Source organism: Microcoleus sp. D2_18a_B4, assembly GCF_036702475.1.
Lineage (GTDB): Bacteria > Cyanobacteriota > Cyanobacteriia > Cyanobacteriales > Microcoleaceae > Microcoleus.
Genome location: NZ_JAUBTL010000043.1, coordinates 40,788 through 63,427, shown reverse-complemented (window position 1 = coordinate 63,427; position 22,640 = coordinate 40,788). Strand labels below are relative to the sequence as shown.

The window sequence follows — 22,640 nt, the reverse complement described above, 5'->3', positions numbered from 1 at the left end:
AATCTCTATGTGGCAGTGCTTCGCCCTGTTTGCAATAAATCGCGAGTCCTCAGTCATTGGTTAAAAAATACCAAGAAAAGTGCGATCGACATTTAGATGAAACCTTCAATAACAGGTGGTTTCAGCGGTTTTTCGTGACGTTGTTCTTGGGTGGCCAAGTGCTGCTACGCATACTCCAAGGCAAAATTGACCGCCGCAAAATCATGGAACATTTAGTAACAGTAGGCTTGGATTCTTTCAGATCCGTGCTGCTAATAGCCTTTTTTGGCGGCATGATTTTTACATTTCAATCAGCCAGAGAATTGGTTCGCTTTGGCGCGGTTGGGGCGATGGGAGGTGCTTTTGCTGTGGCATTTTGCGGCGAATTAGCACCTCTTTTAACGGCGGGCGTGGTGGCGGGACAAGTAGGTTCGGCCTTTGCGGCGGAGATAGGAGAAATGCAGGTGACGGAACAAATAGACGCCCTGTATATGTTAAGAACAAATCCGGTTGATTATTTAGTAGTGCCGAGGGTGATAGCTTGCTGCATCATGCTGCCGATTTTAACAATTTTTTCGGTAGCGGTGGGAATTTTGGGCGGGCTATTTGTAGCGGTTCATTTTTATAATTTGGAACCGTCGGTATTTTTGGAATCGGTGCGAACTTTCTTGGGGCCTTGGGATTTAGTAAATGTGGTGATTAAAAGTTTTATTTTTGGGTTAATAATTGCCCTTGTCGGTTGCGGTTGGGGATTGACGACGGTGGGCGGAGGGAAAGGAGTAGGCCAAGCTGCAACGGCGGCGGTGGTAACTTCTTGGGTGTTGATTTTTGTGGCGGATTTATGTTTATCGCTGTTGAGGTTTCACGAGTTGGGGATTCCTAGAAGTTGATAATCTTGGCGATTATAAGTAACCACACAAAATTAATTACATAAAGACTCCTTGCTAGGCAAGGGTTTCAGTAGAAATATTGTGTAATTAATTCTGCACACCTACTTAGCAGGAGTCAGGAGTCAAGATGCTTAATTATTAAGGGTTTGAACAATCATCAACCCGAGTGCCATTAGGATTGCTATAAAATAACATGAAGATTTTTTAAACCGTAGATGAACGCAAATAAACGCTGATAAAATTGCATCAGCGTTCATCCGTGTTCATCCGCTGATATCTGCGGTTTAAAACTCTCAACTTGAGATTTTAGATTGGAGAAAGGAGGGCGATAGACTCGAATTGCCTCAATAGGAACTTCCCCATCTGTTTCGGGGACGATTTCGAGGGTGTGTTTGGAGTTGCTCAAATTCTGAGCCAATGTTGTAGAATACTCGCGGCTTGAATCTGTAATTTGTGGAGGAACGTATGAATCAACAAACATTGGTCGCACCTGCCAGGAAATCTCAAAGCCTTTAGGCGTCGGTTTTTTAGAGTGTTCATAGGCATTTTGCAGCCACCAGTTTCTCGGTTCAATCACGACGCGCCCAGAGTTTGAGACAAACATTTCGTCGTTTGTACCGCTGCCGTCGTAACCTGTTTTAGAACCTACAACGTCAAATTTAAACTTGCTAGCGTCGCTGTTAATCTCAGTAATTATGGCTTTCCAATCTTCGACGATTAGGGGTTTTTGACTTGATATTTGGATGATTGCCGGCCAACCGACGCCAAGACTAACGCTGGGTCTGGTGATGCTGTAAAGTTCAGGAAATTCTGAGGGTTTTTTGCCGTCGATCGCAATTCTAGCAGAAATTGCCTTGCCGTTGAAGGTTTTATCGGCGATCGCATCTATTCTATTTCCTTCAAATTCTAAAACCAACTTGCCATCTTGCCATTTAACATCCCTGCCAACTGTATAGGTTTTCACTAAATCCTGCGGCGGTTGAGGAGAATTTGGCTTGTATCGCAGGTACGGTTTTATGAGAGCAGCTAGGAGAAACTTTCCCCAATCGTTGAGGTGAATGTTGTCCCTCAATAGCTGTTGTGGCTGCAAGCGATTGTCTTTCAAATACCTGCGCCAAGGTTCGCGAATTTCGGCGATTTCGCAGCCGTATTTATCGGCCAACTCCGGCAGCCATTGAGTAGAATGAGTATTGTGCCATTCGTATCTGCTGACTGAATTTGGATCGTCGCTGTTGCCTGTCGGCATCCAGTCGATGTGGTCGGAATGCAAGAGTATTTCGCTAGCAGTGCGGCTGCGGACATTGGCAATTAGGGCTTCGTAATCTTCACCGCCTCCGTAGACGTGAAAAATTAGCAAGTCTGGATAAAAAGGATACAAATCGTGTTCGCTGGGACGGATTAAAATCGGTGCTGCAAATCCTCCGAGCGCCCGATTTTCCACAATCAAATCTGCATTGGGAAATCGCTGTCTCAAATCCTTCACTACATCTTTCCACCAATCTTGTTCTGTGATGGATTGACCGTAGAATAGAATACGCACTTGGCGGCGGTTTGTTGGAGTGCTAGCCGCAAGTAGCCCCATCGTCCTTTGAATCTTCGCTCCAAAAGTAGCACTATTTTCAATAGGAGCGGGTGGGGGGAATGGCGTATCGGCAGCTATTTTTTTGATGAGCGGAACTAACAGAAAGCTCAGACACAAAAAAAGCAGCCACAAGTAGCGATAAATCTTGGATTTTCTGCTATTTCTTTGGTGTTTTGCCATTGTTTTATTTTTCCCTGTCCGTTTCACTTCGCTCAATGCGACTGTGGGATGAATGCTACGCCTCTAATCAGTAGCTGTAGCGTGCTTAGGGGCCCACCTCACGAGTAGCTGTAGTGTAGGCTGTATGGAAATATATTACCAAATTGAGCGCGACAAAAAGTGATATAATGCCAGCTAATTAATTGCACTCCGATCGATCGCACGTCAAATGGATTACAAAACAGCCCGCAGTTTTCTGATCGACCAAGGAACCGCCCTGGAAACCAAGAAAAATCCCGACGCCTTCCTGATGCGTCTCAAACAAGGTCAACCGCCCGTACCCGGACAGGTGACATCGATTTTATTAGCTTTAAAAATATTGTTTGAAGGGCTGCAAGAATCTCCAATGCTCGATCGACAATTGATCTCGGCACTGCATTTACTGTCAGTAGAAGGTTTGCAGCAATTTGAATCGGGACTCCGCAGAGGAGTTTCTTGGCCGCCGCTGCTGAAGGAAGACTTAAATCGAATTGCGATCGCAGTCAAGAATATCTTTTCCGGCGTCTGGCAATAATTAGCTCGGCTACCACCGATCCCGATACCCACCGCCAGTAAACTCAATTTTTTTTCTACATTTTTTTCTACAATTATTTGTAAAATTTTATGTTAATCTTGCTACATTTACCCTCGAATTGTGGCATCTTAATATAAGAATCAGTTCTCACAAACACTTGGAGAGACTCCCATGAACGCCGAAGAAAAAGCTAGACAACTAATTGCACGAGAAAGGCAGCATAGCGAACACTTGCACGAATCTATGCTCAACCGTTCCTCCCACGAGCTAGAAACACATGGGGAGGGAATTGCTGAAGAAAAAGCCAGAGAATTAATGGCTCAAGAACGGCAGCACAGCGAACACCTGCACGACTCTATGTTAAGCCGTTCTTCCCAAGAGGTAGAGGGATCGATCGCACCCGATGACACTGACAAATAAATTTTGTTAACACAAGACTTACGGACAGATACCAAGAAACCTGGTTTTTATACCATTTTTCATACCATAACAAAGGGCTGTAAAAATGTTTTTGTGTAAACAACCAGGTTTCTGAGTCCTGCAATAGTTCAGCACAGCAAAACTCTACTCAAATCGAGGATAATTTTAGGTGCAATCAAAACAGCCATTGGTCGGTTGGCAGCCGCTATCACAAACATCAAAGCGCCATATATAGCAATAGAAAATGCCAAGTTCTACTGCTCGCGAAAGCTTTCGAGGGATGCCAAAAGAGCTGGCAGCCCCGCTAGCGTGGCCGACACCAGAGCCTCATCTTTGTAAACTCGCGCTCGCAGAATAGGGGTACTTTTAGACGCAGAGGTGAAAGAGCCTCGCCGTTGGGAATTTCCGGTTTCTCGCGTCACGCAAAACATAGCAGTATCCTCGCAGTATTGTCAATTAATCCCTAAATATGCGCCCGTAAAATTTCTCACGGCTTGCTGTATGTTTCTATTATTACTCAGATAAATAACCGAGAGGAAACCCTGAAATAATTATTCACGATTGCTAGGGATCAACTTAAACTGCTTAACGGCTTTTATTAATTTGTTACAGGGCGGGTTGGTTTCAGCCGATCGCCCATAGCGACTCAGACACCAGCAACCCAAATCACCGATTTCACAGGAGGAACGCGGATCAATGATGCTAACTCTTAGTGCAGCAACAGTTATAAGTCAAATCAAGCCGACTGTCGAAAGCTTGCGCGACGGAGACTACCGCTACCGAGACTCCTTTGTGCTCGATCGACCTTTCAGAGAAATCCAATTTCGCAAACAAGACAGATACATCACCGGCAGCGATTCAGACAAACGCACGGGCAAAAGTTACTGCTTCCGGGGCATCCCCCAGCACAACAACATTATTAACATCACGGTAGCGATCGAAATTTCCCCAAAAACAGCACAGCAAACCGAGTGGAAATTAGCACCGGGAAACCCCATTAATTTCGACAAGCTTTATCCGCTGCAAGCAGGGCCGGGATTAGAATTGTACAAATGTTTGACAGCCTTTTTACCAAACTTGAAGGATTAGTTATTCGTTATTTATTAGTGGGTATTTCTTAATCCCTTTGGTTGGTTAATAACCAATAACATTCGTTAACAGTCAACAGTCAACAGTCAACAGTCAACCCTCAACAGCCAACATTTAACTCCCTAAGAACCAGAATTTTCCAATTCTTCCCGCAGCATTTCCCGGTAGACTTTCGGCAAACGAGAACTCATAGAATTGTTCTCAATTCCATATCCCAAACTCGTCCAAGTTCCCGAAAGCATCCGCAACACGTCAGTTAATCTTTCCTGCCGCAACATCTCAGGAATATCAGCATTCCAAAACTTGCGATCGCTCAACCAAGCATAAACCACAGCATCCTGATCTTCTGGTTCAAAACTGTAATCTTCCCAGAATAAAAAATTAGCACGACGCGCCTGATAGCGCTTAGCCTTCTCCTTCCAAGTCGAAGTCAGAAATTGATACCTGCCCGCTGCCGTAGTACACTTGCCCCGATTCGGGCCATTAACAATCCTCACACACCAGTCAGGATGGCGGCTCAAATCTAATATGTATTTGCCACCGTAAACAACGTGATAAGGCCGAGAAACATTCGACTCGCTAGCAGAAATAGTACGCATCAGGGCTCGAATGTAAGGATCGCCCGTTTTAATAGCCAGCGGCGGGAATTTTCCCCGCCCGCTTACCGACTGCGATAACTGCTGATTTCCCCGCAAATTAGCAACCAAAAAAACACCGCCGCCAATCACAGCGCCGATTAAAAGTAGAAATCCCAGGATTTGAATTTCCGATCGCCTCAGCAAACCTTTTTTTCGACGGCTTAATTTCTCAGCTTCTAGCAAAGTCATTTCCATTTCCGCAAATTCGGCTAATTTTCGAGCCGCCCGCATCCGGCGCACCCGAAAATCGTATTGATATAGGGGCGCGGCTACCAGCGTTAGACTCGATAAAACCCCCGCCAATTTAATCAGCCAGAAATCTAATTCACCGGCTACGGCAACATTTGTCAGAGTAGATATTCCTGTTAGTAACTGAGCAGGATCGATCGCTCGCGCGGGCCAATAAAAAATCGCAAGTTGCACCAACAGCGACAGATTAAAGGCAAAAAAAATCACTACAACAGCATTCAAGCCTTCTCGCAAGTGCGATCGAATACCCGTATGCCGGCGCTTGAACTTGCGCGCAACGCGAAAGCGCCCCGGCAGCATAATTAGTAAGGGATTTAAGATTTTGACTGCTAAAAAGTGACAAACAAAAAACACAGGCAACTGAATCAGCCAAGCCGCCAGCAGTAGAGTCAGAAAGCCGATATCGTCGCTGACAAAAGGAATGCCCCTGCGAAGGACAAAACTAAAACTCTGAGCGAGAGCAAATGCCCTTAACCACGAAATCGGATAGGGGAACCAAGCTGGCCACTTGAGAGTTTTCATGCTGAGAAAACGAAAGTTTAAGGGCGAATAGTAAAACTATTAAGATTTTGCCAGATTTGGCGATCGGAAAACTGGCAATTCCCCTGCGGTTTGTACTGATGGGACTTGCGCGCTGATGCCCAGAAACCGGGTTTTTTAACCAAAAACTTGCCTAAAACCCTCAATCTCGGTAAAAAAACCCGGTTTCTTTGTTCGCTACCTGGGACTAAAGAAACCGGGTTTTTTACCTTTGCTGCTGGCTGCAACGGCTATTTTCGTGAAAAAACCCGGTTTCTGGGCACCCAAGCGATGCTAATTCAATCAAATCACACTGGCAAACAACTCCTCAAAACTCTTTTGCGGAGCCTCCGGCTTAGCCACAATTTCCACAACCTTGTTGCGAGAAGTCGGCTGAAACAGCGCCTCCACGCACACTTGGGCTACCTTGGTGCGGGGAATGCTGCTCTCAAACATTTTGTCCGCACCAGTCATGACGATCGCATCTGAATTATCCTCATTTTTGAGACCGCCCGGACGGACGATCGTATAAGTTAGGCCGCTTTTTTGCAAATACTCCTCGGCTTGCTTCTTCCAAACCAGAATCAGCCAGAACAAATTCAGCGGGTGAAAAAACTGAGAGACGCACAGAGAAGTCACGAGCACAAAATGCTCAATGCCCTTAGCCTTAGCTGCATCCACCAAATTTTGAGTACCTTCAAAATCCACCTTGTAAGGGGCTGTGGGGTCAAAACCAGGGGCCGCCCCTGTCGCGCACAGCAATACCGTACTATCGCCGATGGCATCGCGCAGGGAAGTCGCATTTAATACATCCCCTGTCACTAACTCAGCCTCCGGTGGTAAAATTTGTCTAGCTGTGTCTAGATTTCGGACTAAAGCGCGCACGGGAATACCTCGCTTGACTAATTCTGCGACGATTCGGCGACCAGTCTGACCTGTGGCTCCTGCTACAAATGCTTTCATAAGTCGAGTTATGCTGAACTAGGGTAAGTTTTGTTACTATCAATTTCTCAATTGTAGGGAGGAAACTTCCTTAACACATCCCCAACCAGATTGATTGGCGTGTATAACAGGAGAGCATAATATGAAGCACGATTCCGCTGAATATCAAACTGTTGAAGCTTCTGACGAAAATTACTACCCAGATGCGAGTGTCCAACAGCCCGAAAGTGGAAGCGCGGAGGCACCAGAGGAAGTTGAGCCGATTTGGTTTCACACGCATTTTGAAGACAGCATGGAGATGTACGCCGATGCGGAGACGGTGGGAAACCATTTGAACAACCACAAGAGTTGGTTTTGCCACTGCGCTTCGCCGATGAAGGCCCAGCCGATCGGCGAAAACGGCTATGATTTATTAATCGGGCGTTTTGGGGCTTTCGGCTACCGTGTTGAAGCAAGAATTGGTTTAGAGTTGCTGCCGCCTGACGCTGAAGGGTGCTATTTGATTAAGACAATCCCGGTTCCCGATTATACATCCCCTGGGTATGAAGTGGATTTTCGATCGGCAATGAAGCTAGTGGAGATACCGTCTCAGGAGTTTGCCGCCGATTGGCCGAGCTCGGAACGTGCTAAGCTGCCGCCTGCGATTACCATTACTACTTGGAAGCTGGATTTGGCTGTGGGGGTTTGCTTTCCCAAGTTTATTCGATCGATGTCTCAACCTTTAATAGAAAAAACCGGCGATGCGCTTTTGGAAAAAATCATCAAACAAGTTAACCGGCGCTTGACTTATAAAACTCAGGTTGTTTTTCACGAAAGTTTGGGCATTCCTTTTCCGAAAAATCCTAAGAAACATTAACGAGACTTGCGCCCTAAGCTGTTGTGCATTTAAATTGAGAGGTTGCACCATTCTCAAAAACAGGCTGTCGGGCCTGTTCCACAAAAGATAAATTTTCTTCTTGTGGAACAGGCCGGAAAGCCTGTTGCTGAAAAGGCTAATTGACAAGGGTGCAAGATGTGAGTTTAAATTGTATGTTATATCAAATCCGGTAGCATCGGAATTATTCATCTCTGTATTCTCTCCCTCTGCGTTCTCTGCGCCCTCTGCGGTTAAATCATTCCGATACAACCGGAAACGATATTAAGTGCGGGAGTTCCTGCCCAAACCCCTACTCCCCATAAGAGTAAAGATTTATTTTACTCTGCAATTTAAATGCGGATTAGCTTAACTCACATTTGTAGGGTGTGCACTGCACACCTTACTCAGAAGTGCGATCGTCATAACTCATACCATTTTAGATTTTAGACTTCGGCGTGAGCGCTCAGTCGCACAATTTTAGATTAAATTATTGGGAATAACTGATTGTGTATGGGTTGGGTTCACGAGCATACATTGGCTTTTTTGAAACTGATATCACTGTCTCCGGGTGATCCGTGCGCGCCTTATGCCTATGTTTTTGAATCCAACACTTGCTTGAGCAGTTAATCCAAATAACCAAGTTATTGCTAATAAAATTTAAGGGTAAGGTCATGATTGCATTTGGCATATAGCAGTCCTTGCAGGAGTCGTAAAATTTTTCCCCACCCGAACCCGCTGGGAGTCCGTAGGAAATTCACAAATTATTTAGGATTGCTATATGCTGATTTCTTATCACGGGAATTAGTTTTTATTATGGGTCAATTTAGCACAGGGTTGGACACAATAGTTTCAAGTCAGATGCCATCAACTTCGACAGCATTGTTATTAAAAAATTCTGCTTCTGTCATAATGCTTTCCCTCCTTATTGCCTCATGATTAAGCAATGTAGCCGACGCAGTTCAAAGCGGGTTCCGATCGCCCTCCGAAACTAGCAAGTGTCTCAGATCACAAGGCAGATCGATCGCCCTCACTGCCCAAAAACGTAAAATTATGTAACATTAAGTAAAGAGTTATCAAAGAACTCTTGCCATATCCGTAGAAAGTTATGACAACAAAACTAAGAGCTACACACACAGAGAAAATGGAGAGAGACTTGCACCAGTTGAGGGCAGACCAAGAACTGATTCTCAATCAAGTAGACAATGCGATCGCTCTGTTCGACTCGTCTGACTGCTTAGTTTTGTTTAACAAAAAATTGGCCGGAATCTGGCAACTGTCCCCAGAATGGCTGGAAACAAAGCCGAAGTGCCACTTGCTGTTTGCGGAAATTGTCGATCGGGGTTACTTGTCTGTTCAGCAGTGGCAAGAGTTTCAGCAAGCACTCGAAAAATCTCAGGATGAAAGTTTATCATTTTATTTCGAGCAATCCAATGGGGTTTGTTTGGAGGTGTGCGCCACGATTACCAACAGCGGCGGACGGCTGTTTACCTTTAGAGACGTTACGGTATACCGAAACTCCCAAGCTAGCTTGAACGCAGAAGTAAGGCGTCTGAGCTTTCTTTTAGGTTTAACCGAACGCCTGCAAAAATCTGACAGTTTGCAAGAAATAGGTCAGTTTGCCCTCACCTATTTAGTAGAGGCAATGAATGCAGCTTTCGGAGATGTCAAGGTGATTAACGGCAAGGGAAACGATCGCCAAGCGTCGGGGATTTGCAACCAAGTTTCTAGTCAATTTTTGGCTACTTACGGGGAACCCGTAGTCGCAGGAATGCAAGAATTGCTCGATCAAGGCATTCCCTACGGCATCGGTTTGCTGTGGGAAGTGGTGAAAACTGGTAAACCTGTGTTTGTCGAGGATTATGGCAAACATCCCAATGCCGTGCCGGAATTTCGGCATCCGGGAATCGGACAACTGGGCATTTTTCCGATCGCAGCTACCAACGGCACAATCATTGGAGTGCTGACGCTGGAGTCCCGCAACATCAAAAAACTGCAAGCCGCCGTCCACCAAGAAGTGCTGGAGGCTGCTTGCCGGACTCTGGGGGCGGCGATCGAGCGGGCTCAGACACAAGAGAACCTGCGCCAAGTTAACGAAGAATTAGAGTATTCTTCTCAGTTGAAATCCGAGTTTTTAGCCTCAATGTCCCACGAATTGCGGACGCCTCTCAACAGCATTCTCGGCTTTTCTGACTTGCTGCTGCGGCAAACGGCCGGACAGTTGAGCGATCGACAAATCAACTATGTAGACCTGATCGAAAAAAGCGGCCAGCACTTGTTGCAGCTAATCAACGATATTCTCGATCTTTCTAAAATTGAAGCCGGGAAAGTAGAACTAAACTTACAGCCTGTTCGCGTTCAAGAACTCGCGACAGACTGTCTGAAAATGATGCAGCCGCGGGCAGACAAAAAGCGAATCGGTTTGTCTTTAGAACTCGACAACCGTATTACTAAAGTTTGGCTCGACGAACGGCGAGTGCGACAAATTGTGATTAATTTACTTTCCAATGCCATCAAATTTACCCCCGAACAGGGACAAGTTAAACTCAGCGGGCGTCTGGCCTATGGCAGCGAAATAGACGGCGACTACCGACCGGATTGTTCTCCTATAAATGCCAGCACTCCTTATTTTTGTTTTGAGGTGAAAGACTCCGGCATCGGCATTCCTCAAGACCGCTGGCACTTGCTATTTCGACCTTTTCAACAGGTGGATTCTTCCCTGACTCGGCGCCACGAAGGTACAGGTTTGGGTTTGGCTTTGACTAAGCGATTGGCAGAATTGCACGGGGGAACTGTTTCTTTTCAATCTGTTTGCGATCGGGGAAGTCTTTTCCGCGTTTGGCTGCCTTTGACGGAGATGCGTCAACAGTTGGGAAACTTTGCTTCTTGTGCTTTGGATACCAAGTTAGTTCCTGCTTCTGCGATTGCTTTACCAATTGCCAGGAAGCGGATTTTGGTTGTCGAAGACCAGCCTTTTAACCAAATGTTAATTTCTGAGGTGATGGAATTGGAGGGGTACGGGGTAGAGATACTCGCCGATGGGAAGGCGATGGCCGATCGTATTCTCGCCGCCTCTGGTTCCCCGGAGTTGCTGCCGGATTTGATTTTGATGGACATTCAGTTGCCGGATGTTGACGGCTTTGAGTTGATGCGCCGAGTTAAAGCAGATCCTGTCTGGGATTCGGTACCGATGATTGCGGTGACGGCGATGGCGATGCCCGGTGACAGCGATCGATGTTTGGAAGCTGGCGCTTCTGCTTATTTGAGCAAGCCACTGGATTTGAATTTGGCGATCGCTACTGTCCGTTCTTTTCTCGGCTAACAATAATTATTTGCAGTTCCAGCACTGCAATTTATGATAATTGATCACAACAAAGGTTAAACTCAAGAGTAGATAAATATCTATATGACTTGCCCGCACTTGCCTCCGAAAGCCTGTTCCTACGAAAAAATATCGAGTTTAGTAAGGAGAAATATACCAATCAACCAGTTTTCGAGCTTCCTCACGCGCAACTTCCGAGCTAAATTCGATATATTATATCATATTCCATGTCAAACAAGTCGCCCTGCATCATGTTGGTTGATGACGAGCCAGCTAATCTGACTTTACTGGAAGAGTTATTGCACCTGAAAGGATACGCTACAGTATCAGCGCTATCTGGCCATGAAGCGCTCTCGCTTGCCCGCGCCTCTCGACCCGATTTAATTTTACTAGATATTATGATGCCGGAGATGGACGGTTTTGATGTGTGCGAGATCCTGCGGAAGGATACGGCATTGCAAACTGTACCGGTGATTTTTTTAACTGCCCTCAATGACGATATGTCTCGCATCAAAGGGTTAGAAATGATGGCCGATGATTATTTGACAAAGCCTTTTAACAGTCGTTTGTTGCTGGCAAAAGTTGAAAATATTTTGCAGTTGAGTCAAATGCGATCGCAAGCTGTATCTTCCCAATTCAACCAGCAGGTAAAAGAGCAAAGCAAACGCCAAATCGCCGCAGCTTGGGAAGCCAACGAATATCTTTCAGAAAAATTTCAGCTATTTGTGCCAGAGCAAATTCTGGAGCGAATTGCGCCACAAGGAATAGAATCTATTCAGTTGGGCAATGCCACAGAAGAAGAGCTGACTGTTTTATTTTGTGACATTCGCGGGTTTACTGCGATCGCCGAATCTCAACAAGCTCGCGAGACTTTTGAATGGTTGAACGCTTTTTTTACTAAAATGAACGACTGCATAACGTCTCACGGCGGGTTTATTGACAAATACCTAGGCGATGCAATCATGGCAGTATTTGACCAGCCAAATTCTCACGCGATGAATGCGATCGAAGCCGCAGTAGCAATGCAAGAAACTTTGCAAGAATTTAATGCCAGTCGCCACCAATACAATTTAGAATCTCCCGTCAATATTGGTACGGGAATTAACACAGGTATCGGCATGATCGGCACTTTAGGTTCCGATCGCCGCATGGACTCTACAGTCATCGGCGATGTGGTAAATACAGCTTCTCGGTTAGAAAATTTAACTAAAATATACGGCTGCCAAATTATTGTTAGCGAAAATGCCATTGTTCATGCGAGAGAATTTCTAAATGGCATAAGTCTCAACTCAAACTCAAAAGAAAGTCTATTATTAAAGTGCGACTTAGAAGTGGAAACACAGGAGAGTATTATTTCTACTTCTGGGGCGACTGCTGCTGACAGCCATTTGCCCAGCAACAATTATTACTATCGCTGGATCGATCGAGTAACCCCGCGCGGCAAGCAGGAAGCTATTGAAATCTACGAAATCTGGAGCGCTTCCTGTCCCGACTCTGAGGCAAAGCAGCTTACCCAGGGCTTATTTGACAAAGGAATTCAAGGATGGCAATCCGAAAGATTTGTCGCCGCCTTGGGATATTTTCAGCAACTCATCGAACAAAATCCTGCTGATACAGTCGTCCGTTTTTATATCACCCGCTGCCAGGAAAAACTAGGTTTTATACCTGTAAGTAACCGCTCAGAAATCAACTAAATAGAACCAGTTCGTACTGAGGATTTCAGTCCTCTTTTTTACCGCAAATAAGGACTAAAGTCCTGGCTACCAACCTATACCAATTCTGAAAAGTAGGCTAGCATCTGTAGGGGCACGGCAATGCCGTGTCCGGCGCCGGGAGTAGGACACGACATTGCCGTTTAGTATCAACTTAACGTACAACTAATAGTCCGGCAGGGGTTGAAACAAGAACCTCAAAGCTAAAGTCCTCTTGCATAGGACTAATGAGTTCTTCAGTCCTCTTTGAGAGGACTTTAGCTATAAGCCCCGTGGAATTCATTCCCTGGCGAACTGACGGGCGGACGGAAGGACTGGGCGGACTGACAGCTTAAGTGGACGCCAATGGGCAATGCCGTTTCCCTACTTATCTACGAACCAATCAAAGCACTCTAATTTTAGACCATCAAACAGTCGTCAAAACTTGCTCTCTCAACTTCCCGATCAACTCATTCACCCCCCCCGCATTCAAACGGTAACTCAGAGGATGACCGATTAAATAAGCCGAACTTTCAAACAAAACATCAATTTCCACCAAACCATTTTCCCGCAAAGTTTTGCCAGTCGAAACCAAATCCACAATGGCCTCCGACATACCCGTAATCGGCCCCAATTCCACAGAACCGTAAAGCGGCACAATTTCCACCGGCAAATTCAAATTGTGAAAATATTCTCTTGCACAGTGTACGAACTTAGAAGCAACTCTACCGTGAGGAGGCAAATCCACAGTTCGTCGATAAGAACTAGATTCCTTCACCGCCACCGACAGCCGACACTTGCCAAATTTTAAATCAATTAAATTGGCAACTTTCGGCTTTTTTTCCCGCAAAACATCATAGCCAGCAATCCCCAAATCCGCTTGACCGTATTCCACATAAACCGGCACGTCGTGCGTCCTTACTAGCAAAGCTTTGGCAGTGCCGGTCGGGTCATAAATTTGAAGTTGTCGGTTGGAGGAATCGAGAAAAGCACTGAAGTCTAATCCAACCGATTTAAACAGCCGAATGCTATCTCCTAACAATCCGCCTTTTGGAAGTGCAACAGTAATCATGTCAATTTTTAGAGTGTAAATTTCTAAATTTTAGAAGGGGGCGAGCGCGGCCTAAGCAGGAACAGCTTTTACCAAACTCAGAATAACACATAGAGTTCATAGCGAGAAATAAATTTCGGGTATTGCTAGATCATTTGTTTGGGTATATATTATATTTAGTAAGTTTTTATTTCGTCACGTTTTTCAAGGGCGGTCGGTATGGAAAACAATCAAGAATTTGACGGAAATTTTCACAGTGTAGACCCGGATTCCCTGAAAAAAATTACAGTAGATGAAATCCTCTCATACCAATTTTTTATGAGCCTGCATAGAATCCGATCCCCCCTAGCCAAGAGGGCGGGCACTCTTGGCGCCGCCCCTACTAAGGGGGGGACAAGATTCCGCTCAAAGTCAACCCCTACTCCCCAACAACCTGGGGGATTTAGGGGGATCGAGATATGTGCAACTTCACATTAAATTGGTATCAGGCGGTGGTGTAGAGAGGGAGCTAGTCCCTAGGTAGCGAATAAATAGACAAAATGATACACTTATAGACAAATATGCGGTGTACCATTGTGTTTAAGCTCGCGCGTTTTCGCAAAAAAGCTGGGATTGTCAGTAAAAACACTCCAACGTTGGGACGTTTCAGGGAAGTTGCAAGCCTTGCGCACCCTGTCAGGTCATCGGTTCTACACCGAAGATGATCTCTTGATAGCCAACGGATTGAAGCCCATAGAAGCCAACCGAAAAACGGTCGTTTACCGCCCTTGTTTCATCCAGCGGGCAAAAGCCGGAACTCAAAAATCAGATGCTGGCAATGGAAGCTTTCTGCCCTTGTCGAGGATTAACAGTTGATGATTGGGTGTCAGAAATTGGGGGCGGACTAAATTTTAAAAGGAAAAAGTTTCTAGCAATCATGCTGTCAATGCTCAAAGGTGAAATATCAATAATTGTAATTGCACACAAAGACAGAATGTGTCGCTTTGCTTTTGAATTCATCCAAGAGCTTGCCACGTCGGTTGGATGCGAAATTGTAGTCGCCAATCAATTATCGTTGTCCCCCCAGCATGAATTAGTAGAAGATTTGATGGCGATAATCCACTGCTTCTCTTGCCGTCTATACGGTCTACGAAATTACTCCAAAGAGCTCAAAGAAAACCTAAAAGATGCTATTGACAAGCCCGTACAAGACCTGGCAAAATTGAGCAATCAAGAAATACAGTGTTGAGGTCGAACAATGCTTTTATCCATCAAAACAAAGTTAAAGTTAAACAAGAGCCAAGCAACAGTTATGAGTAAACACGCTGGAATAGCAAGGTTTACTTATAATTGGGGCTTGGCTACTTGGAGTAATCTTTATCAAGATGGACTGAAGCCAAATAAATACCTCCTCAAGAAATTCTTTAACAACCACGTAAAACCTGAGTTTACGTGGATTAAAGAGGCAGGTATTTGCCAAAAAATTACCCAATATGCGTTTGATAACCTTGGGGATTCTTTCTCTAGATTCTTCTCAAAAAAAGGTGGCTATCCCAAATTCAAGAAGAAGGGGCATCACGATTCTTTCACTATTGATGCGAGTGGCAAGCCTATCCCTGTGGGCGGTACATCTATAAAGTTGCCGACAATCGGCTGGGTAAAAACTCACGAGGGATTGCCTCACACAACTTGCAAGTCAATTACCATTTCGCGCACTGCCGATAGTTGGTTTATCGCATTTGCCTACGAACAAGAGCATGAACCTACAATCAAAAGTCATGATGTTGTAGGAGTTGATTTGGGAGTCAAAGAGTTAGCTACACTTTCAACTGGCGTAGTATTTCCTCACCCAAAGCACTACAAAGCACATCTCGCAAAACTCAAGAGGTTGTCAAAAGTTCTTGCCAGAAAAGTCAAAGGCTCTGAGAATAGATATAAAGCCAAAATTCAATTAGCAAAACATCACGCTAAGGTAGCAAATCTTAGAAAAAATACTCTGCATCAAATCACTACTTACTTATGCAAAAACCACGCAAAAATAGTAGTAGAAAATTTGAACGTTTCCGGGATGTTGGCCAATCATAAACTAGCTCAAGTAATAGCTGATTGTGGATTCCATGAATTCAAACGCCAGTTAGAGTACAAGGCTAAAAAGTTTGGTTGTGAAATAATCGTTGCTGACCGATGGTTCCCGTCGAGCAAGACCTGTTCAAACTGTGGACACATCCAAGATATGCCACTCAAAGAAAGGACTTATAACTGCGGAAGTTGTGGTCATTCGATGGACAGAGATTTAAACGCAGCAATTATGTTATCGCGGTTGGCTAAACCGTGAAAGCTTACTGAGGGATAACCGCTCCCATGCTCCCGATGAAGTAAGAAGCAAATGTCTAGACTTGTCTAGTATTTGTGTAGCAGGAAATGGACTATACAGTAGCTGTACCTAGCGCTAACCAGGCTAGGGTTCCCAGGGACAGAGGCTTCTCATCTCATGTGGAATCAAGCGTGTTCGATCGCGCCCCCCGATCGAAGTTTGCAGAAAAACGCGGAACCCTGGGAGGCTGTTAATGTAAAATGCTTGCAGAGGCTGGTGCAGACAACGCGGCGATCCTCTTCGTTGGCGTAGCCCCCGTAGGGGCGGGCTTCGCTAACGCGCGATAGCCATTGTGTGTCACGCTTTTGTGTATTCAATCAACTCTAAAACTTAAACTTTAACGGGCGATCGCCAATAGCTGACAGCTAAACTATGACCGAATTGACACTTGTTATTGGCAACAAAAATTATTCCTCTTGGTCGCTGCGTCCTTGGCTGGCGATGAAACAAGCGGGACTTGAATTTGCCGAGGTGAGAATCCCCTTAGACTGGCCTACAACCCATGAGGAAATTCGGCGCTATTCTCCATCGGGAAAAGTACCAGTTTTAATCGACGGCGACCTGAAAGTGTGGGAATCTTTAGCAATTTGCGAATACGTTGCAGAACGCTTTGCTAATGATTTGTGGCCGGCCGATGTAGCGGAACGGGCGATCGCCCGTTCCATCTGTGCGGAAATGCACGCAGGGTTCCTAAATTTGCGCGCAAATATGCCGATGGACTGCCGCAACCGCTATCCGGGAGAAGGAAGGACTCCCGGTGTAGAAGCAGAGATCGATCGCATCTTTGCCATTTGGCGCGAATGCCGGCCAAAATTCGGCACAGGCGGCGATATGCTGTTCGGGAAATTCACAATTGTTGACGCTATGTTTGCCCCAGTAGTGATGCGTTTTATCACCTACGGAGTCAAATTAGATTCAGTAGCAAAAGCTTATGCGGATGCGATTTTGGCCTTGCCTGCCATCCAGGAATGGGTAGCAGCAGCTTGCAGCGAATCGGAAAGTATTGCCCACTTGAAAAATTAGCAAAAATCAGTTTACTTAACTTAAAATATCAAATTTTAAGTCTCAAATATGAAATCAGGATGCGGATTCTTTTAGTTGATGATGAAGTTGAGTTGACTGACCCTTTGAGTCGAGTTTTAAGCCGCGAAGGTTATACAGTTGATGTGGCATTTGACGGAGCAAGTGGCAGCAATTTAGCCATGCAGGGCAATTACGATTTACTAATTTTGGATTGGATGCTGCCGAGACAAACCGGACTCGCAATTTGCCAGAAGTTGCGATCGCAAGGACGGAATACGCCAGTGCTATTTCTCACCGCCAAAGATACCGTAGACGATCGCGTACAAGGACTCGACGCGGGTGCAGACGACTATTTAGTCAAACCTTTTGAACTGCGAGAACTGCTAGCCAGAGTCCGCGCATTACTGCGGCGGCCTCCTACTTTTGATGCCGAGGTTGCTGTCGGGCGGCTGCAAGTTGCAGATTTACAGCTAGACTACGACAATCAATTAGCTTATCGGGGCGATCGTACAATTGACTTATCAGAAAAAGAATGTCAGTTATTAGAATACTTAATGCGCCATACCGGTCAATTGCTAACACACGAACAAATCCACCAGTATTTGTGGAGTGAAGCAGAAAAACCCAGCAGCAATGTATTAGCCGCTCAAATTCGCCTGCTGCGCCGCAAAATAGAAGCCCCAGGCGAATCGGTGCTAATTCACACAGTTTACGGCAGAGGCTATCGCTTTGGAGAAGCAAATTAAAAATAATATAAATTGTACAACAATCATTTTTACTTCTTCCCTCTTCTTTCTTCCTTCTTCCCTCTTCCTTCTTCCTTCTTCCGACGGACATCCGTTACATCCGTTACATCCGTTACATAATCCGTTGCCGAACTTCCATCTTCCTGACATCCGTTACATCCGTTACATCCGTTACATAATCCGTTGCCGAACTTCCTTTTTCCTTCGGCTATATTATCTATTATCGGGAAAGCGTACACCCTAAACCAGCCTTTACGTCTCTTGACAAACCAAAGTAATTACTGTCACCTCCGGCGGACAAAATAGCCTTCCCGGCGCATAAGTCCCCAAACCGCGATTCACGTACAGCAAATTACTCCCCACCTGATGCAAACCGCTAGCCCATTCCCAGTGAGTAACTACTCGATCCCAAGCCGACAGAAAAGGAATGAACTTTCGGATTCGTTTAGGAATAAAATAGCCAATTTTTCTGACCCAAGCGTACAAAGGGCCGATACCGGGAATAACGATTTGACCGCCGTGAGTGTGTCCAGAGAACTGCAAATCAATTCGCCAATTTTGCAGCTTTTCAGCAGTATCAGGATTGTGAGACAAGACAATGCGAGGAATCGCGGGATTTATGGATGCCATTACAGGTTTAGGCGCAAAATCCCCCGACCAAAAATCAGCCAGCCCAACTAAAGCCAATTCAGACCCCAAAGGATAGATTGCTTCGTTGTACAAAACCCGAATTCCGACGCTATTTAAAGCATTAGCAACCTCTGTTTTTGCCCCCGGTAAATAGTGGTCGTGATTGCCCAAAACCGCGTAAATTCCCACTCGACTTTGCAAGTTTTTCAATCGCTGCACTAAGCCGTAAATAGGTGCGGGATCGTAGCTAATAAAGTCACCAGTTAAAAAAATCATGTCGGGTTCAGCTTCGTTGGCCGCAGCAATCGCCTCTGCTAGCAACCATTCCGACAGCCGCACCCCGTCATAGTGAAAGTCCGTAAGCTGTACAATTTTAGTACCGGATAGATTTGCTGGAAGATTAGCGATCGGTATTGTTAAATACTCTATTCGCAGTTTCCCAGTTAATAACCTGTGCATAAATCTAAAGTTTATTGATGAGAGAGCGCCACCTCTAGCTTAGCAAATAAACAAGCAAGACTGCAAAACTAGATATTCTTCCCTTTTTCTTCTGTCATCTGACTAATGACTACAGTCCCGGACGCAAAAACTGGGATTACTCAAAAAAATTGAAACATAAATGCCCAATCTTTATTTAGGCTTTATTGCAAAATTGTTTGGGTCTTACGCGCCCAACTGCTACAGCATTTTTATAAAATCATGACTTGCGTAACAAGCTGTTTAAAACGCGATCGATCTTCTTCAGAGTGGCATTCCCCGCCTCGCATCTATATTCTTTTAGCAATTGTCTAAGCTAAGATTTGTGTCGCATCCCCATATAATCGGGCTAGCACGGGGGAATTGCCCCTACCAAACACTATCTTATGACTAATGATTTATTACTGAGTAGGTGGAAATAAACATGGCGTGGGGGAGGCAGGGTGTTGCATTAATCATCAACTGTGGCTAGTATATATTATTGCGTTACCCGCCCCTAAGATATTTTATTTTTTTGTCGCATCTGCCTACTTTTTAACTAATAACTTTTGACGACTGCCGCTTCTTCTCAATATATTGCTGGTGGTAATCCTCTGCCATATAAAATTCCCCAGCAGGTTTGATTTCGGTGGCAATATCTTTGTCGTATTTACCGGAAAGTTGTAATTTTTGTTTGGATGCGCGAGCGGCTTTTTCTTGTTCGGAATTGTGATAAAAAATCACCGACCTGTACTGTTCGCCTCTGTCGGGGCCTTGGCGATTGACTTGGGTAGGATCGTGACAGTTCCAGAATACATCTAGCAGTGCTTCGTAACTCACCTGCGATCGATCGTACTCTAGCAGCACGGCTTCAGCGTGACCGGTGACTCTGGCGCAAACGTCGAGGTAGCAGGGATTCGGCCAGTGGCCTCCTGTGTAGCCCGCAGCAGTCGAGACGACACCCGCAACCGCGCGAAACTTGTGTTCAACTCCCCAAAAACAACCGGCGGCAAATGTGGCTTTTTCCATCGTGTTACTCATCGTATTGGGTTCAAACTTGGCAATAAATTATCCTTGACATATTCCCATTAGTGTGCATTCCCAAACTAATCGCGGCTGTACGTAGTTTAGCAAATATTGTCGCGCTTTTTCCAAGGGCTCTAAGGGCGATCGACTAATTCCCCCTGCCAAAAATTGCTGCCAGTAACAGTGCTGTAAATAATCGATTAACCACAACTGAGATTCAGTATCTAAAGTTTTATCAATTTCCTTGGCCAATTCCAAAGCAGACCGCAGATTTTGAGGCAACTGCTTCACCTTTTGCAGCAAATCATCGGGTATTGATTGCAGTTGCTGCCAAATAGAAATCGCCTCCCCAGGACTGCCCTGAGCCATCCCCAGTACCTCGGAATGCTCCAAAATCTGTGCGAATCCAGCTTGCTGCAAAACTTGTGCCATTGCTTCGGGATTCAGCCGTGAAAACTGGACTTTTTGACAACGGGAAATCAAAGTTGGTAGCAAAAGTTCCACTGTCGGAGCAATTAAAACGAGGGCTGCTTTTCCCGGTTCTTCCAAAGTCTTCAACAAGCCGTTAGCGGCTCCCTCACCCATTGTTTCTGCCTGTTCCAAAACTACGACTGAACGCGCAGCTTCTAGCGGCGGTCTGCTGAGAAAATCACCGATTTCTCGAACTTGTTCTAAGCGAATTTGTGGTGGTGCTTTTCGCTTTAAACCGGCTTCCTCTGCTTCCTTTGGCGTAAGCCGTTTGCCTTGGTTCATGTAAGTTGGTTCTACCCAGAGTAAGTCTGGATGATTTCGCTGCCTCACGCGATTTTGCACGGAGGCTATTAGTCGGGTTTCGGGAATATTTGCTGAGAATAAAAGCTCGATGAAACACTGAGCTGCTAAACTTTTGCCGATGCCGTTAGAGCCGACAAATAAATAACCAGGAGCAATTCGGTTTCGCTCGACTGCTTGAGTTAGCAATTCTACTGCTCGCTCTTGTCCGATTAATGATGTAAAATAATTCATGTTTGCTTAGGAAGAAGGAAGTTCGGCAACGGATTCTGTAACGGATGTAACGGATGTAACGGATGTAACGGATATCAGGATGAAGGATGAAGGATGAAAATCTAGGGTGTCAGCAATTAATAACATCTTAAGCGTTGGGGGTGGTTGCTATAATACCAAAAGGTTATTGTGGTTTAATGGACTGCTAAATAATTGTTTTGAGTTAAGAAGGTTAAATTGTAAGTGGCCGGAGCCGGACAGGGCATTGCCGTGTCTCTACACATTATCTAGCGCTATTTTTCAGAATTGGTATTATTTAAATATCCCCAAGCTTCTAAACTGCGAGTTACAAGAGCTTGAATTTCCTGAGCGACTTCATATTCAGGGCGATCGGCATTTATCCGGACAATTCGAGATTTATTTTCCTCGGCTAAGTCCGCAAAACCTTGCTGCACAAGGCGGTGAAACTTCAAATCCGCTTGCTCGATCCGATCGCACCCTCCCCGAGCCCTTACCCTCGCCAAACCCTCCTCCACATTAATATCCAGCCACAAAGTCAGATCGCTTTCCAAGCCGCCGGTGGCAATTTCATTCAACTGCTTAATTAAATTTAAATTAAGACCGCGGCCGTAGCCCTGATAAGCAATCGTAGAGTCAGTAAAGCGATCGCATAAAACAATCGTTCCCTTAGATAACTGGGGTTTAAGAAAAGTTTCGACGTGTTGAGCGCGATCGGCCGCATACATGAGTAATTCTGCTCGGTCGGATACAGATTCGCCCCCATCTTGTTTCAGCAGCAAATGTCGCAGTCCCCTTCCCAGCTCAGTACCCCCCGGTTCGCGAGTAGCCACCAACGGGACTGTGAGAAAGCAACTTGCTTGCAGGAACTGTATCAGGCGCTGCATTTGCGTAGTTTTACCGGCACCTTCAACCCCCTCAAACACGATAAGTTTGCCCTTCATTGCCCTAACTTCCCATTTGAATAAAATAAATCCATATTGTTCTGTACATCGGTTCTAGGTTCGGTATGATAATAAAGTCTAAATGCCTCACGGCTGGAGTTTTCTATGGCTCGCTATACTGGTTTTTTTATCGTTGCCGTTCCGATCGACCGTCTACGTCAATCCCTGATTGAAATTTTAGAGTCATGCAATCTTGATATTATCTACAATACAGGAGATTCCGTCATGGCTCGCGAACTTCCTGGTCAAGTTTCGATCGCCAAACTTGTCACCGCAGAAGTCCTAATTGAGAAAAACACGGCCAGCGACTCAGAGGTTCGCATGAACTTCGTGATTAAAAACGAAGAACTGCCCCTGCAAACCAACAACCACTGCCGTCAAATGTTCGAGCTAGTGAGTCGTTCCGTTATGAACAACAATAATTGGCGACTCTTGGAAAGTATGGCACTGTAGCCATCAGTCAGTCGATTTTACATTTTAGATTTTAGAGTGACTCCACAGA

At 45.4% G+C, this 22,640-nt stretch carries 21 protein-coding genes and 1 pseudogene; 12 read left to right on the top strand and 10 right to left on the bottom strand.

The window, feature by feature from the left end:
• Window positions 1-56 precede the first annotated feature (56 nt).
• Window positions 57-869, top strand: coding sequence for an MlaE family lipid ABC transporter permease subunit (locus QUB04_RS22410; RefSeq protein ID WP_333287729.1), 813 nt, complete (start codon window positions 57-59; stop codon window positions 867-869).
• A 253-nt stretch (window positions 870-1,122) separates the two neighbouring features.
• Here the strand turns inward: QUB04_RS22410 and QUB04_RS22405 are convergent, their stop codons facing one another.
• A complete protein-coding gene (locus QUB04_RS22405) occupies window positions 1,123-2,631 on the bottom strand; it encodes an SGNH/GDSL hydrolase family protein (RefSeq protein WP_333287727.1) in 1,509 nt (502 codons plus the stop codon).
• A gap of 208 nt (window positions 2,632-2,839) precedes the next feature.
• On the opposite strand from QUB04_RS22405, the gene QUB04_RS22400 reads away from it, so the two are divergent.
• The 3 genes from QUB04_RS22400 to QUB04_RS22390 all read left to right on the top strand — a co-directional run bounded on the left by QUB04_RS22400 (window position 2,840) and on the right by QUB04_RS22390 (window position 4,693).
• Complete coding sequence (locus QUB04_RS22400; protein WP_333147299.1) at window positions 2,840-3,184, top strand: Dethiobiotin synthetase; 345 nt, start codon at window positions 2,840-2,842, stop codon at window positions 3,182-3,184.
• 171 nt (window positions 3,185-3,355) lie between these two features.
• Complete coding sequence (locus QUB04_RS22395; protein ID WP_333147297.1) at window positions 3,356-3,604, top strand: hypothetical protein; 249 nt, start codon at window positions 3,356-3,358, stop codon at window positions 3,602-3,604.
• Window positions 3,605-4,300: 696 nt separating this feature from the next.
• Entirely contained in the window at window positions 4,301-4,693 is a 393-nt protein-coding gene (locus tag QUB04_RS22390; protein ID WP_333287725.1) for a hypothetical protein, read from the top strand.
• A 122-nt stretch (window positions 4,694-4,815) separates the two neighbouring features.
• On the opposite strand, the gene QUB04_RS22385 is transcribed toward QUB04_RS22390, so the two are convergent.
• Together QUB04_RS22385 and QUB04_RS22380 are read right to left on the bottom strand one after the other, a co-directional pair.
• Complete coding sequence (locus tag QUB04_RS22385; RefSeq protein WP_333287723.1) at window positions 4,816-6,102, bottom strand: glycoside hydrolase family protein; 1,287 nt, start codon at window positions 6,100-6,102, stop codon at window positions 4,816-4,818.
• A 300-nt stretch (window positions 6,103-6,402) separates the two neighbouring features.
• On the bottom strand, window positions 6,403-7,062 hold the full coding sequence (locus QUB04_RS22380) for an NAD(P)H-binding protein (protein WP_333287721.1): 660 nt from the start codon (window positions 7,060-7,062) through the stop codon (window positions 6,403-6,405).
• Between the two features lie 121 nt (window positions 7,063-7,183).
• Here QUB04_RS22380 and QUB04_RS22375 point away from each other — a divergent pair, with 121 nt between their 5' ends.
• The 3 genes from QUB04_RS22375 (at window position 7,184) to QUB04_RS22365 (ending at window position 12,910) form a co-directional block, all read left to right on the top strand.
• Window positions 7,184-7,897, top strand: coding sequence for a DUF1997 domain-containing protein (locus QUB04_RS22375; protein ID WP_333287719.1), 714 nt, complete (start codon window positions 7,184-7,186; stop codon window positions 7,895-7,897).
• Between the two features lie 1,105 nt (window positions 7,898-9,002).
• Window positions 9,003-11,216 carry an ATP-binding protein gene (locus tag QUB04_RS22370; protein ID WP_333287718.1) on the top strand — a complete coding sequence of 738 codons (2,214 nt, stop codon included), beginning with the start codon at window positions 9,003-9,005 and terminating at the stop codon, window positions 11,214-11,216.
• 227 nt (window positions 11,217-11,443) lie between these two features.
• The gene (locus QUB04_RS22365) at window positions 11,444-12,910 is read left to right on the top strand and encodes a response regulator (protein ID WP_333287716.1); all 1,467 of its coding nucleotides are present in this window, start codon (window positions 11,444-11,446) and stop codon (window positions 12,908-12,910) included.
• Window positions 12,911-13,334: 424 nt separating this feature from the next.
• On the opposite strand, the gene hisG is transcribed toward QUB04_RS22365, so the two are convergent.
• Window positions 13,335-13,979 carry an ATP phosphoribosyltransferase gene (gene hisG, locus QUB04_RS22360; protein ID WP_333076539.1) on the bottom strand — a complete coding sequence of 215 codons (645 nt, stop codon included), beginning with the start codon at window positions 13,977-13,979 and terminating at the stop codon, window positions 13,335-13,337.
• A 552-nt stretch (window positions 13,980-14,531) separates the two neighbouring features.
• Between hisG and QUB04_RS22355 the strand changes: the two are divergent.
• Together QUB04_RS22355 and QUB04_RS22350 are read left to right on the top strand one after the other, a co-directional pair.
• Window positions 14,532-15,186 (top strand): annotated as a pseudogene (locus QUB04_RS22355) (IS607 family transposase).
• A 9-nt stretch (window positions 15,187-15,195) separates the two neighbouring features.
• On the top strand, window positions 15,196-16,272 hold the full coding sequence (locus QUB04_RS22350) for an RNA-guided endonuclease TnpB family protein (RefSeq protein ID WP_333287714.1): 1,077 nt from the start codon (window positions 15,196-15,198) through the stop codon (window positions 16,270-16,272).
• Window positions 16,273-16,436: 164 nt separating this feature from the next.
• On the opposite strand, the gene QUB04_RS22345 is transcribed toward QUB04_RS22350, so the two are convergent.
• Window positions 16,437-16,628 (bottom strand): hypothetical protein, encoded by a 192-nt coding sequence (locus QUB04_RS22345; RefSeq protein ID WP_333287712.1) that lies wholly within the window; start codon window positions 16,626-16,628, stop codon window positions 16,437-16,439.
• Window positions 16,629-16,683: 55 nt separating this feature from the next.
• Between QUB04_RS22345 and QUB04_RS22340 the strand changes: the two genes are divergently transcribed.
• Window positions 16,684-17,334, top strand: coding sequence for a glutathione S-transferase family protein (locus QUB04_RS22340; RefSeq protein WP_333287710.1), 651 nt, complete (start codon window positions 16,684-16,686; stop codon window positions 17,332-17,334).
• A 59-nt stretch (window positions 17,335-17,393) separates the two neighbouring features.
• Complete coding sequence (gene rppA, locus QUB04_RS22335; RefSeq protein ID WP_333287708.1) at window positions 17,394-18,080, top strand: two-component system response regulator RppA; 687 nt, start codon at window positions 17,394-17,396, stop codon at window positions 18,078-18,080.
• Window positions 18,081-18,109: 29 nt separating this feature from the next.
• Here the strand turns inward: rppA and QUB04_RS22330 are convergent, their stop codons facing one another.
• The 5 genes from QUB04_RS22330 to tmk all read right to left on the bottom strand — a co-directional run bounded on the left by QUB04_RS22330 (window position 18,110) and on the right by tmk (window position 22,138).
• Window positions 18,110-18,319 carry a hypothetical protein gene (locus tag QUB04_RS22330; protein ID WP_333287706.1) on the bottom strand — a complete coding sequence of 70 codons (210 nt, stop codon included), beginning with the start codon at window positions 18,317-18,319 and terminating at the stop codon, window positions 18,110-18,112.
• 13 nt (window positions 18,320-18,332) lie between these two features.
• Window positions 18,333-19,169 carry a metallophosphoesterase gene (locus QUB04_RS22325; protein WP_333287704.1) on the bottom strand — a complete coding sequence of 279 codons (837 nt, stop codon included), beginning with the start codon at window positions 19,167-19,169 and terminating at the stop codon, window positions 18,333-18,335.
• 552 nt (window positions 19,170-19,721) lie between these two features.
• Entirely contained in the window at window positions 19,722-20,195 is a 474-nt protein-coding gene (gene msrA, locus QUB04_RS22320) for a peptide-methionine (S)-S-oxide reductase MsrA (protein WP_333287702.1), read from the bottom strand.
• Between the two features lie 39 nt (window positions 20,196-20,234).
• On the bottom strand, window positions 20,235-21,197 hold the full coding sequence (locus tag QUB04_RS22315; protein ID WP_333287700.1) for a DNA polymerase III subunit delta': 963 nt from the start codon (window positions 21,195-21,197) through the stop codon (window positions 20,235-20,237).
• Between the two features lie 272 nt (window positions 21,198-21,469).
• On the bottom strand, window positions 21,470-22,138 hold the full coding sequence (gene tmk, locus QUB04_RS22310; protein WP_333287698.1) for a dTMP kinase: 669 nt from the start codon (window positions 22,136-22,138) through the stop codon (window positions 21,470-21,472).
• Between the two features lie 105 nt (window positions 22,139-22,243).
• On the opposite strand from tmk, the gene QUB04_RS22305 reads away from it, so the two are divergent.
• Entirely contained in the window at window positions 22,244-22,591 is a 348-nt protein-coding gene (locus tag QUB04_RS22305; protein ID WP_333146829.1) for a hypothetical protein, read from the top strand.
• Window positions 22,592-22,640 lie beyond the last annotated feature (49 nt).